This window comes from Streptomyces toxytricini (assembly GCF_014649915.1).
Taxonomy (GTDB): Bacteria; Actinomycetota; Actinomycetes; order Streptomycetales; family Streptomycetaceae; genus Streptomyces; species Streptomyces toxytricini.
On sequence record NZ_BMTY01000036.1, the window covers coordinates 30,208 to 42,126 of the forward strand.

General features: G+C 76.4%; 10 protein-coding genes. 7 read left to right on the forward strand and 3 right to left on the reverse strand.

What is annotated here, in order from left to right; genetic code table 11:
• Positions 1-35: 35 nt before the first annotated feature.
• Positions 36-3,116: an NACHT domain-containing protein gene (locus IE170_RS31535; protein WP_189812905.1), complete on the reverse strand. Its 3,081-nt coding sequence runs from the start codon at positions 3,114-3,116 to the stop codon at positions 36-38.
• Positions 3,117-3,343: 227 nt separating this feature from the next.
• Here IE170_RS31535 and thpR point away from each other — a divergent pair, with 227 nt between their 5' ends.
• Positions 3,344-3,928 carry an RNA 2',3'-cyclic phosphodiesterase gene (gene thpR, locus IE170_RS31540; RefSeq protein WP_189812906.1) on the forward strand — a complete coding sequence of 195 codons (585 nt, stop codon included), beginning with the start codon at positions 3,344-3,346 and terminating at the stop codon, positions 3,926-3,928.
• 42 nt (positions 3,929-3,970) lie between these two features.
• Here thpR and IE170_RS31545 read toward each other — a convergent pair whose 3' ends face one another.
• Positions 3,971-5,260 carry an MFS transporter gene (locus tag IE170_RS31545; RefSeq protein ID WP_189812907.1) on the reverse strand — a complete coding sequence of 430 codons (1,290 nt, stop codon included), beginning with the start codon at positions 5,258-5,260 and terminating at the stop codon, positions 3,971-3,973.
• A 153-nt stretch (positions 5,261-5,413) separates the two neighbouring features.
• Between IE170_RS31545 and IE170_RS31550 the strand changes: the two genes are divergently transcribed.
• The 6 genes from IE170_RS31550 to IE170_RS31575 are packed head-to-tail and all read left to right on the forward strand — an operon-like array spanning position 5,414 to position 11,283.
• Positions 5,414-6,439 (forward strand): ABC transporter substrate-binding protein, encoded by a 1,026-nt coding sequence (locus IE170_RS31550; protein WP_189812908.1) that lies wholly within the window; start codon positions 5,414-5,416, stop codon positions 6,437-6,439.
• A complete protein-coding gene (locus tag IE170_RS31555; protein ID WP_189812909.1) occupies positions 6,429-7,559 on the forward strand; it encodes a FecCD family ABC transporter permease in 1,131 nt (376 codons plus the stop codon). The genes IE170_RS31550 and IE170_RS31555 overlap by 11 nt, the downstream gene beginning before the upstream one ends.
• Positions 7,556-8,377: an ABC transporter ATP-binding protein gene (locus tag IE170_RS31560; protein ID WP_189812910.1), complete on the forward strand. Its 822-nt coding sequence runs from the start codon at positions 7,556-7,558 to the stop codon at positions 8,375-8,377. Before IE170_RS31555 ends, IE170_RS31560 begins: the two co-directional genes overlap by 4 nt.
• Positions 8,378-8,399: 22 nt before the next feature.
• Complete coding sequence (locus IE170_RS31565; protein ID WP_189812911.1) at positions 8,400-9,257, forward strand: Rossmann-like domain-containing protein; 858 nt, start codon at positions 8,400-8,402, stop codon at positions 9,255-9,257.
• Positions 9,254-10,267: a GHMP family kinase ATP-binding protein gene (locus IE170_RS31570; protein WP_189812912.1), complete on the forward strand. Its 1,014-nt coding sequence runs from the start codon at positions 9,254-9,256 to the stop codon at positions 10,265-10,267. The genes IE170_RS31565 and IE170_RS31570 overlap by 4 nt, the downstream gene beginning before the upstream one ends.
• Positions 10,240-11,283: a pyridoxal-phosphate dependent enzyme gene (locus IE170_RS31575; protein ID WP_189812913.1), complete on the forward strand. Its 1,044-nt coding sequence runs from the start codon at positions 10,240-10,242 to the stop codon at positions 11,281-11,283. Before IE170_RS31570 ends, IE170_RS31575 begins: the two co-directional genes overlap by 28 nt.
• 84 nt (positions 11,284-11,367) lie before the next feature.
• On the opposite strand, the gene IE170_RS31580 is transcribed toward IE170_RS31575, so the two are convergent.
• Positions 11,368-11,640 (reverse strand): SH3 domain-containing protein, encoded by a 273-nt coding sequence (locus IE170_RS31580; RefSeq protein WP_189812914.1) that lies wholly within the window; start codon positions 11,638-11,640, stop codon positions 11,368-11,370.
• Positions 11,641-11,919: the final 279 nt, after the last annotated feature.

Consider the following 11,919-nt stretch of genomic DNA (forward strand, 5'->3'; position numbering starts at 1 on the left):
GGCGGTCGCCTGCGCCGGCGCCCGGCCGGGGGTCGTCAGTGGTCCAGCAGCATGCGCAGGAGGTGGGGGTGGTGGGTGCGGACGGCTTCCGCGAGGCGTTCGCGGAGGCGGCGTTCGCGGAGGCCGGCGCGGTCGAGGTGGAGGAGCGTGCTGCCGGGCAGGACGGCGCCGTCCCTGCGCAGCGCATCGGCCAGCAGCCGGGTCACCGGCTCCCTGATCGGCGCGTCGTCCGGCAGCAGCACGAGCGCGCGGCCCACGCGCCGGTACAGGTCGGCCAGTTCGTCGACGGGCAGCCCGGTGCTGCCCCCTATCAGCAGGCGCAGCAGGTCGTGGGCGAGGGAGGTCGCGGGCCCGCCCTCGCGGGAGGAGGTGAACAGGGTGACGGCCGGGCCCAGCAGCTCCATGACCGGGTCGACGGCGTGCCGCACCAGCAGGTCGGTCGTGCCGCCCGTGACGTCCATCTTGTGCCACACGTCGTCCCAGTACGTGCGCGACCACAGGACCGTGTCGCGCTGCGGCCGGCGGTACAGCCAGTGCATGTCCAACGGCTCGGGCGCCCGCTGCTCCTCCTCCCGCAGGCGGATCTCCAGGCTCCGGCCGCTGTCCGTCCAGCCGCGGTGTACGGAGACGGACAGCACGAAGTCCGTCCACTGCTGCTCGTTGAAGGACGACCGCCACAGCAGGACGCTGCGGTGCCACGCCGAGGCGGGGTCGGACGCGTCCGGGAACAGGCGGTCGGCGGTGGTGCGCCCGGCCAATAAGAGCAGCATCAGGACCAGGTTGGCGCCGTAGGTGCCGTGCCGGGACGAGGTGCGGTTCGGGGCGGGCCGGTAGGCGGGGTGGGGGTCGTCCGTGCGGGTGCCGTGCTGGTGGAAGACCCGTACGAGCAGCCGCACCAGCCGCTCGCGTTCGCCGTCGGGGATGCGCCGGGCCATCGACCCGCCGAAGCGCAGGATCTGCCGGGAGGACAGCGGGGCGTGGGAGAGCAGGGCGTACGCCAGGTCGTCGTCGATGCGGCTGGCGCCCGCGGAGAGGGCCGGCCGGTCCGCGAGCAGGCTGGTGAGCACGTGCAGTGCGAGCCGTACGACGAGGTACTCGCCGAAGGTGGCGTGCAGGAACTCGTACGTGGACAGCATGCGCCCGTCGCGGAGGGACTGGGCGCGCTGGACGAAGAAGAACCGGCCGAGCGCCACCTCGGCCGCCCCGAGCGGGGCCCGGAAGCCGGCGGACTCGGCGGCCGGCCGGCCGAGGAGCGCCGTCAGGTCCGCGTCGAGCTCCGCGGCCGACACCCACTGCCTGCGCCGGTTGAGCTGGGCGAACGCGACGAGGGACAGCCGCTGGAGCTCCCGTTCGGCGAGCTCGGCCAGGTCGTGCTCGGGGAGGGTGTCCCCGGCGGTCTTGTCCACCTCGCGCCGGGCGAAGGAGGTGAGCAGCTCCTCGTACAGCTCGGCCTCGTCGAGCGGGTCGCCGCCGTCGGCGCCGGTGCCGGGCGGGCTGTCGGCCCTGCGGGGCAGGGCGTTGTCGGCGGCGTCGTACAGGGCCAGCATGGTCAGCAGCAGGGGCTGCCCGGCGAGCGAGGCGTGGCGGGCGACGGCGTCCCAGGGCAGCGGCCGGAGGCCGCGGGCGGCGAGCCCGGCGGCGTTGGCGCCGTTCCACAGGTCCAGCCAGCGGCGGATCTGGGCGGCGCGGAACGGCTCCAGGCGCAGGGCGACGAGCCCTTCCGGGTAGCGGGTGCGGTCGGCGACTGCGGTGCGGCTCGTGACCACGGCGCGCAGCGGGCGGCCCTGGTCGGCCTCGCGCTGCTGGAAGCGGGCGACCCGGACGAGGAAGTCGCTGTGGTGGACGCCGGTCGTCTGCAGCAGTTCGTCGAACCCGTCGAGGAGCAGGACGGGGACCGCCCCGCCGGCGGAGCGCACCAGGTCGGGCCAGGCGACCCGCTCGCCGGTGGCGGCGCGCACCGCCTGCTCCAGCTGTTCCTGCAGGTCGTCCTCGGCGCGCACGTCGCGCAGCGGAACCCGGACGGGCAGGAAGCCGGCGGAGGGGAGGCGGGCGGCGAGGACGCGGGTGAGGACGGACTTGCCGGCGCCGGGCTGGCCGAGGACGAGCAGCGGCGCGTGGGCCCCGCCCGGGTCGGTGAGGGCTCCGGCGAGGTAGCACGTCAGGTCGCGGCGTACGGGCGCCTCCTCCCACCACGCTTCGGTGGCGGGGCCTCCGGTGCCGTCGGCCGCGCGGACCCGGAAGTCGGGGTCGAGGTACATGTCCCGCAGGGCGGGGACGCGGATGCCGTCGGGTGCGGTGGAGGCGTCGAGGACGGGGCGCGCCAGGACGGCTTCGGCGGCGCGGGCGAGTGCGGCCGCCACGTCGGCGGGCGGGCGCATTCCGCGGGCCGCCCCGGACAGCAGCTCCTCGATGCCGGCGAGGGCGAGCCGGATCCGGTCGCGGGTGGCCTGGTGCTCGACCTGGGCCGTCCAGAAGCCGAACTCGGGTGCCTCCTGGGCGAGTCGGGCGTAGAGGTCCTCGTACCGGGCGACGGCGCGGGGGGCGAGGTCGGCGCCGAGGGCGCGCACCGCGGTGGAGCGTTCGGACGGGTTGAGCGCGCTCCACACGTGCAGGCCTTCGGCGAAGGAGAGGAAGCGGTCCGACAGCGCGCCGTACCAGCGCAGCAGCTCGGCGGTGACGTCCTCGGAGGGGCGGTGGGGTGCGGGGCGGGGCGCGTCGACGGCCGCCAGGGCGTGGGCGAAGGCCGCTCCGCGGGCGTTGCGTTCGGGGGCGCCGGCGAGGGCGAGCTGTTCGCCCCGGGTCAGTTCCAGGTCGCCGACGCCGAACGGCAGCTCGGATGCGTCCAGCGCCTCGAACCAGGCGACGACGACGATCACGGTGTGGGCGGCGTGCAGGAGTTCGGTGCGCTCGGCCCGGCCCTGGGCGTGCCCGAGGCGGCGTCCGAGGCCGTGTACGGCGTCGCGTCCGAGGGCGACGATGCTGCCGCGGGCGTCGGCGATCCGCAGCAGCCCGTCGCCGATGCCGCCGGTGGCCGCGCCGAGGGCGCCGCCGAGGGCGCGGTCGAGCGCGGCGACCGCGGGCGGGTCGCCGCCGAGCAGCACCAGTGCGTCCGACAACGACAGCAGCCTGCGCCCGCCCACTACCGCCCCACCCCGCCCTCGCCCCGTCCGGTTCCGTTCCGCGTCGCCCTCCGGCGCCGCCCTTGCGGGGATCCGGCGCGGAGGCCTCCGGGCACACTCTCGCACGGGCGGGCCGGGGGCGTCCGCGGTTTCGGTGCAGTACGCACGCGGTGGGCCCGGGCCCGCGTCGGGGTGCCGGGCGGGCGGTGGTGTACGAATGGCCTGTGAAGGAACAGAGCCCCTCCCCGACCGTCCGCGTGTTCATAGCCCTCGCCCCGCCCGACGACGCGAAGCAGGAGCTGGAGCGGGAGCTGGCGCCCGCGTACGCGGCGTACCCGCGCATGAGGTGGAACCGGATCGAGGACTGGCACATCACCCTCGCGTTCCTGGGCGAGCTGCCGGCGGCGGTGGTTCCGCGGCTGCACGCACCGCTGGCCGGGCTGGCCGGGGCGCGTGAGCCGCTGCGGCTGGCGCTGGACGGCGGCGGGCACTTCGACGAGCGGGTGCTGTGGAGCGGGATCCGCGGGGACCTGGAGGGGCTCCACCTGTTGGCCGCCGATGTCCGGGCGGCGGTCAAGGAGTGCGGGATCGCCTTCGCGGACCGGCCGCTGCGGCCGCACCTGACGCTGGCCCGCGCCCGCCGCGACGACCTGACCAGCGTGGTGGGCGCCGCGGCGGGCCTGGCCGGGTTCGCCGGCCGGACCTGGCCGGCCGCGCGGCTGCACCTGGTGGGCAGCAACTTCGGGCGCGGCCCGGGCCCGATCCGCTACCGGGACATCGAGTCGTGGGGGTTCGGCGGCGGATCGTGACGGCTGCGCCACGGCCGCCGCCTGCCCGGTGCGTGTACGGGGTCAGTCCGCGGCCGAGGGGGCGGTGCGGGCGAAGTGGCGGGACGTCGGGACGAGGGCGGCTGCGGCCGGTACGAGGAAGCAGGCGGCGGCGCACACCGCGAGGACGGGCGCGGTCCCGAACGCGCCGATGGCGGGGGCTATGAGGGCCAGGCCGACGGGGGCGAGGCCGTAGGAGACCAGGAAGTCCAGTGAGGAGACCCGGGCGAGCTTGTCGGGGGCGACCTCCCGCTGGGTGGCCGTGAACCACGGCACGTTGAACAGTTCGATGCCGATTCCGGCGACGGCGTACGCGGCGACGATGACGAGCGGGTGCACCGGCAGCACCAGGCTGAGCGGGGCGGCGCCGTACGCGGCGAGCCCGGCGAGGGCCGCCCAGCCCTGGGCGCGCGGCCGCATGCGGGCGATGACGAGCGCCCCGGCGAGCGCGCCGAGGGTGTACGCGGTCGTGGCGGCGGCCAGCACCCACTCCGTGCCGTAGCGGTCGCGGCTGATCAGGGGCAGGGCGACGCTGGTGGCGGAGTAGCCGAGGGCGACGACGGCGACGAGGGCGCCCAGGCCGGCGAGGAACCATGGGTGGCGGCGCGCCTCGCGCAGGCCTTCGAGGAACTCGGCGCGGAACCCCGCGCGCGGGGCGGCCGGCCCGGCGTCGGGGTCCGCATCGGCGTCCGCGGGCGAAGCGGGGGCTGCGGTGCCGCGGCCCGGGACGAGCGCGGCCACGAGCCACAGGACGCCGATGCCGAGCAGCAGCGTCGCGGTGTCGAGCCAGGCGGCGAGCAGTGCCGTCAGGGCGGGGCCGGCGAGGGTGGAGCTGCGGACGGCCAGGGTCATGGCGGCGTTGGCCTGTTGGCGGCGGGCGGGGTCGACGGTTTCGGCGGTGAGGGCCTGGAAGGCGGGCCGGCAGGCGCCCTGGCCGGCTCCGGCGAGGGCCGCGGCCGCGGTCATGAGGGCGAGGGAGCGGCCGAGTCCGGCGGCGAGGAGCGGCGCGGCGGCTGCCGCCGCGAGGCCGGACCAGAGGACGACGGAGCGGCGGGAGTGCCGGTCGGCGAGGACGCCGCCGACGGCGACGGCGAGGAGGAAGCCGACGGTGCGGGCGGCGAGGACGAGGCCGAGGCCGCCCGCGCCCAGGTCGCGGTGCAGGACGGCGAGCCCGAGGACGAAGGGCAGGGCCCAGGTCGCGAGCCCGGAGGCGGTGGTGCCGGCCCACAGGCGCAGGAAGGCGGGGTCGCGGAGGACCGAACGGGCCTGTGGGGCCGCGGAGTCGGCGGTGGTCGGCGCAGGTGTGGACGCCACGGGTGGGTGCTCCTTGGGTGCGTGGGTGGCGGCGGGGAGGACCGCCCCCGGAATCGTTAATGGAAATGATTACCATTACAGTACCCTTCGAACGCGGCACCCCGCCCCGGCGGTGCCGAAGACATCCGTGCCCGCTTCCCGAACGGAATCCCCATGCGCCATCCCGCCCGCCTCGGCCTCGTGTTCGCCCTCGCCCTGGCCACGGCCGGCTGCGCCGGCAGCACCACCGGCACCCACGCCCCGTCCTCCGACCGCTCCCCGGCCGCGGCGGCCGCGATCACCAGCTGCGGCCGCGAACTCTCCCTCCCCAAGCCGCCCGAGCGCGCCGTCGCCCTGGACCAGGCGTCCACCGAGACCCTGCTCGAACTGGGCCTGCAGGACCGCATGGCCGGGACGGCCAACCTCAAGACGAAGATCCCGGCGCAGTACCAGGCCGCCTACGCCAAGGTCCCCGTCATCGCACCGAAGATCGCGACCGGCGAGCAACTGCGCGCCGCGACACCCGACTTCGCCGTCGCCGGCTCCGCCGACCTGTACACCGCGGACCGGGCGGGCACCCGCGAGGAGCTGGCCGCCCTGAAGGTCCCCGCGTTCGTCAGCGCCGTCGACTGCCCGCAGCAGAACCCGGCCGGCAGGACCGCCTTCGAACTCCTCTTCTCGGACTACGAGAACCTCGGCAGGGTCTTCGGCGTCGAGGAGCGGGCCGCCCGGCTCGCCGCCGACCAGCGCGCCGCGGTCGCCAAGGCCGCGGAGGCCGCCGCCGCACCGCACGGCGGCGCGGACCGGCCGACCGTCGTCTACCTGTACTCCGTCTTCAACGGGATGCCGTACGTGGCGGGCGGCAGCGGCCTGCCCAGCGAGATGAGCCGCATCGTCGGCGCGAAGAACGCCTTCGACGACGTGGCCGAGGACTGGCCGGAGGTCTCCTGGGAGGAAGTCGCCAAGCGCAACCCCGACTTCATCGTCATCGGCGACCTGTCCGAGCGCGGCCGCCCCGGTGACAGCGCCGCCGAGAAGCGCGCAGTGATGGCGGCGCACCCGGTCGTCTCCAAGCTGGCGGCGGTCCGCGACAACAGGATCATCGAGGTGCCGGGCATCGAACTCGACCCGTCGGTGCGCTCCGTGCACGCCCTCGGACTGATCGCCGCCGGGCTGAAGGACCACGGGCATGGCCACTGAGCAGGCTGCCGCCGGCCACTCGGCGGACCTCCTGCTGCCCCCACCCGCCGCATCCGGGTCGCGGCCTGCCGCGGGAGACGCCGGCGGGCCGCCCGATACCGGAGGAGCCGGGGCGGTGCGCGCCGCCGCCTTCGCGCTGCTCGGGGCCGGAGTGCTCGCCGCGTCCGTCGCCGCGGCCGTCCGCATCGGCACCGCCGACGTCGGCTGGACGGACGTCGCCCGCGCCTTCGGCGGTCGCCTCGGCCTGCCGGTCGAGCCGCTGCCGCCGCTGCTCGACTCGCTCGTCTGGGACCTGCGGCTGCCGCGCGTCCTGATGGCCGCCCTGGTGGGCGCCTCCTTGGCCGTATGCGGCGCGGTGCTGCAGGCGGTCACGCGGAACGCGCTCGCCGACCCGTACCTGCTCGGCGTCTCCTCCGGCGCCTCCACCGGGGCCGTCACCGTCGTCGTCCTCGGGATCGGATCGCACGCGCTGGGCGTCACCGGCGGTGCCCTCGTCGGCGCGCTGGTGTCGTTCGCGCTGCTCCTGCTGCTCTTGCGGCGCACCGGGCTGGACTCGTCGCGCATCGTCCTGACCGGGGTCGTCGTCGGCCAGCTGTTCACCGCGCTGACCTCGCTCGTCCTGATGGCCTCGGCGGACGCCGACACCACGCGGGCCGTCACCCACTGGCTGCTGGGCTCGATGGCGCCCGCCCGCTGGAACACCGTCGCCGTCTGCGCCGCCGTCACCCCCCTGGGCCTGGCCGCGGCCTGGCTCTGCTCCACCGCCCTGGACGGGCTGGCCTTCGGCAGCGACACCGCGGCCTCCCTGGGCATCGGCGTACGACACACCCGGCTGCTGCTGCTCGTCGTCACGGCCGTGCTGACCGCGGTGGCGGTCGCCACGGTCGGCGCCATCGGCTTCGCCGGGCTGATCGTCCCGCACGGGGTGCGGTTCCTCGTCGGGCCGCTGCACCGGGTGCTGCTGCCGTGCACGGCGCTCGCCGGGGCGGTGTTCCTGGTGTGGACGGACGCCCTCGCCCGGGCCGCGTTCGCGCCGCGCGAGGTCCCCGTCGGCGTGGTGACCGCGCTGCTGGGCGTCCCGCTGTTCCTCCTCGTCCTGCGCCGGCGGGGTGAGCTGTGAGGATCACCGCCGAGGAAGTCGTCTGGTCGGCCGCGGGCGCGCCCGTCGTGCGCGGGGTGAGCGCGGAGGTCGCGCCCGGCGAGACGGTCGGCCTGCTCGGGCCGAACGGGTCCGGCAAGTCCTCGCTACTGCGCTGTCTGGCCGGCCTGCGGGCCCCCGACTCGGGGACCGTCCGCTACGACGGCGAGTCCGTGCGGGGCTGGGACGCCCGCCGGATCGCCCGCCGCGTCGCGTTCGTCGCGCAGGAGGCGGGGGCGGACGGGGAGTTGCGGGTCGCCGACGTCGTGGGCCTGGGCAGGACCCCGTACCGCAGCCGGTGGCGCGGGCCGGACGCCGCCGACCGGGCGGTCGTCGCCGCGGCCCTGGACCGCGTCGGCCTGACCGCACTCGCCGACCGCCCCTGGAAGGCGCTGTCGGGCGGTGAGCGGCAGCGCGCCCACCTCGCCCGCGCCCTGGCCCAGCAGCCCCGCGCGCTGCTGCTCGACGAGCCCACCAACCACCTCGACGTCAGGCACCGGTTGGAGCTGATGGAGCTGCTGGCCGGGACCCCGCAGACCGTCCTGGTCGTCCTGCACGACCTGTCGCTCGCCGCCCGCTACTGCGACCGGCTGCTGCTCCTGCACCGCGGCCGCCTGGCCGCCTGCGGGCCCCCCGCCGACGTGCTGACCCAGGAACTGCTCGCGGAGGTCTTCGAGGTGGACGCCGTACCCGCCCCGGACGCGCTGGGCCGGCCCTCGGTCGCCTACCGCGGCCCGCTGCGGCCCGCGCCACCACCGACCGGCGCCCCCGTACCCGTATCCGCCAGTGACGAGAAGTGAAGACAAGGAACCCGAGGAACCCATGACCCGTATCGACACCGTCCAGCCCGCCGACTCCGTCCACTCCGTGGACGCGCTCGCCGAGGCGGTCCTCGCGGGCGGGCACGGCCCGCTCCCGAGCGACCTCACCGCCACCAGCGTGTTCTGGATCCACCACGGCACCCGGCTCGCCGGGGGCGACACCACCTACCTCAACCAGTACGTCCTCGTCCGGGTCGGCGGGGCCTTCGGCGGGTGCGCCTTCGAGGCCGGGGAGATCGACCCGTCGCTGTGCCGCGAACACTCCGGCGCGCCCCTCGACGTACTGCTGCGCGAGGCGCCGCGCCCGCTGCGGATCGCCGCCCTCGACGCCTACCTGGCCGGGGCGGACCCGCACCGGGCTGCGGCGGCGGCCGGGCGGGCCGAGCCGGTGGTCCTGCCGGCCGGCGCGCCGGAGGTCAGGGCAGCCGCCCGGGACGCTGCGATAGCGGGGCTGCTGGACATCGCCCCTGGGGCCCGCGTCGGCCTCATCGGCGTCGTCAACCCGCTCGTCGCCGCCATCCGCGAGCGCGGCGGCGTACCGGTGCCCTGCGACTTCAACCTGAAGGCCACCCAGTGGGGCGATCCCGTCACCTCCGACATGCACGAGGTGCTGGACCGCGCCGACGCGGTCGTCTGCACCGGGATGACCCTCGGGAACGGCTCGTTCGACACCGTGCTGCGGCGCTGCCGCGACCGCGGCATCCCGCTGGTCGTCTACGCGCAGAGCGGCAGCGCCGTCGCCCGCGCCTTCCTCGGCTCGGGCGTCACCGCCCTGTCCGCCGAACCCTTCCCCTTCTCCCAGTTCAGCGGCGAGGAGACCCTCCTCTACCGCTACCGTGCGGCGGTGGGCGGCGCGTGACCCCCCGCACCACCGGAACCACCGGGCGCGGGCAGGCCCCCTGCCACCACGGCGAGATCCTGCAGGGTGTCTTCCGCGACGGCGCGGGCCGCCCGTGCCCGGGGCTCGTCACCCTGCCCATGGCCGGGCCCGGGAGCAGCGCCGTCTTCACGATCCGGCCCGGGACGGACCCGCAGGCGCTCACGGTCGCCCCCGCGGCGCGCACCAAGGCCGCGCGGGCCGCCGCGCTCGCGGTGGCGGAGTGCGCCCGGCGGTCCGGACTGCCGCCCAGTGGCGGCGAGTTGCTGCTGGCGGGCGACATCCCGGTGGGCCTCGGCATGGGCAGCTCCACCAGTGACGTGATCGCCGCCGTGCGCGCGGTCGCGGACGCGTACGGGGTGCGGCTGCCGACCGGGGCGGTCGCCCGGATCACGGTACGGGCGGAGCTGGCCTGCGACCCGCTGATGCTGGACGGGCGGCCGGTGCTGTTCGCGCAGCGCGAGGGCCGCGTCCTCGAAGTCCTCGGCGCGGCCCTGCCGCCGCTGCTCGTCGTCGGCTGCGACCTGGGCGGAGGTGCGCCCGTGGACACCCTGGCCCTGCCCGTGCGGGAGGCCGGCGAGGCCGACGTACGGGCCTGGGAGCGGCTGCGCGCCCTGCTGCGCCGGGCGGTGGCCGCACAGGACGCGCGGCTGCTCGGGGCGGTCGCCACCGCCAGCGCCCGGCGCGGCCAGCGGGTGCTCGGGCACCCGGAGTTCGAGGCGCTGGCCGCGGTGGCCCGCCGGGTCGGGGCGGTCGGCGTGCAGATCGCGCACAGCGGGGCCGTGGCCGGCGTGCTGTTCGACGCCGCCCGGGCGGCGGCGCCGGGGCTGCCGTACCAGGTGCGCGGCTGCCTGGAGGCCCTGGACGCCCACGGCATCCCCGCAGCCCGGGTCTTCGCCACCCCCGGCGTGCGCGTCCGCGCGTACACCCCCATATCCCCTTCCCACCCTGCCGAGGAGCTGCTGTGGACCAGCACATCGCGGAGTCGATAGGCCGCCCGGACCTGATACGGCTGGAGGACCGGCTCGTCTGCCTCCGCTTCGAGACGATGAAGGCGGTGTCCGCGCTCGCGGCGGTCCGCCACCTGCTCGACACCGGGGCGGTGCGCCCCGGGGACACCCTCCTGGACAGCTCCAGCGGCATCTACGCGTACGCGCTCGCGCTGGCCTGCCACCGGTACGGCATGCGCTGCCACATCGTCGGCTCGACGACCGTGGACCACACGCTCCGCACCCAGCTGGCGGTGCTGGGGGCGACGCTGGAGCAGATGGAGCCGTGCAGCGACCTGCGGCTGGACCAGAAGCGGCGGGTGGAGCGGATCCACGAGATCCTCGCCGAGCACCCCGAGTACCACTGGATGCGCCAGTACCACGACGACGTGCACTACGCCGGCTACCGCGCGGTCGCCGACCGGATCCGGGCGGAGACGGGCGCGGACGGTCTCACCGTCGTCGGCGGGGTGGGGTCGGGGGCGTCGACCGGGGCCCTCGCCCGCTACCTGCGCGAGGCGGGCGGCGACGTCGAGCTGGTGGGCGTGCAGCCGTACGGCAGCGTCACCTTCGGCGCCGGGCACGTCGCGGACCCTGAGATCATCATCGCCGGGATCGGCAGCTCCATCCCCTTCGGGAACGTCGCGCACGAGCAGTACGACACCGTGCACTGGATCTCCTTCGAGGCGGCCCGGGCAGGCAGCGTCGACCTGCTGCGCCGGCACGCCGTGTTCGCGGGGCTGTCGGCGGGCGCCGGCTATCTGGCGGCACGCCACGAGCGGGACCGCGCGCCGCGGCGCACGGTGCTGTTCGTCGCCGCCGACACCGGGCACCGCTACGTCGACACGGTGTACGCCGGACACCGGGAGGCGCTCCCGGTCTCGTCGCTCGCACCGCGCGAGGTCGCGGACCGCGGCGAACTCGCCCTGCCGTGGTCGCGGATGGCGTGGAACCGCGCCCCGGCGCCGGGCGAGGCCCGCGTACCGCGCGCCGGCGGGCGGCTGACGCAGACGACCTGACGGTACGACGGCCCCGGCCGGCCGCGCGCCGCCCCGTGCCGGGGTCGGGGCGGCCGGCGGCGCGGGGCGGGGGCGGGGCGCTGGTCAGCCGGTCGGCTGGGCGGGTTCCACGTCCTTCGACAGGGGCACCTGGCCGGTGTTGTCGACGTGCCGGGCGGCGACCCACACCGGCTTGTCGCGCAGCAGGTACCAGATGGTGTTGCCGTCGATGTCCTGGGCGTGGACCTTGCTCTTGAGGCCGATCTCGGCGCCGTGGGCGAGGGTGCCCGTGATGGCGGAGTCGGTGCTGGGGTACTTGCGCAGGTTGACGCCGATGCTGCTGACGACGGTGCCGAAGGGCTGCTGCGGACTGGGCATCTGTTCCTCCGTGGAATGGGGCCGGTGGAGCGGCGGTCGCTCCGCCCGGGGTCCGGGGCGGTCGGACCGCACCCTAGGCGGCGGCGCGGCGCGGCGGACGGAGGCGGGCGGGCGCCTGCGGCAGGCGGCTGCCCTCGACCGCTCCGGAGGGCGAACCCGGCCCGCCGGTCCGGGGACCGCCCGGCGCGCCGCCCGCGGGGCGGCCTAGGGCCTGTCGTCAAACTCCCGTCGTCGCCCGGAGGGCGGCCCCGCGGCGTTTGGTGCGTGCTCTCGGCGTGC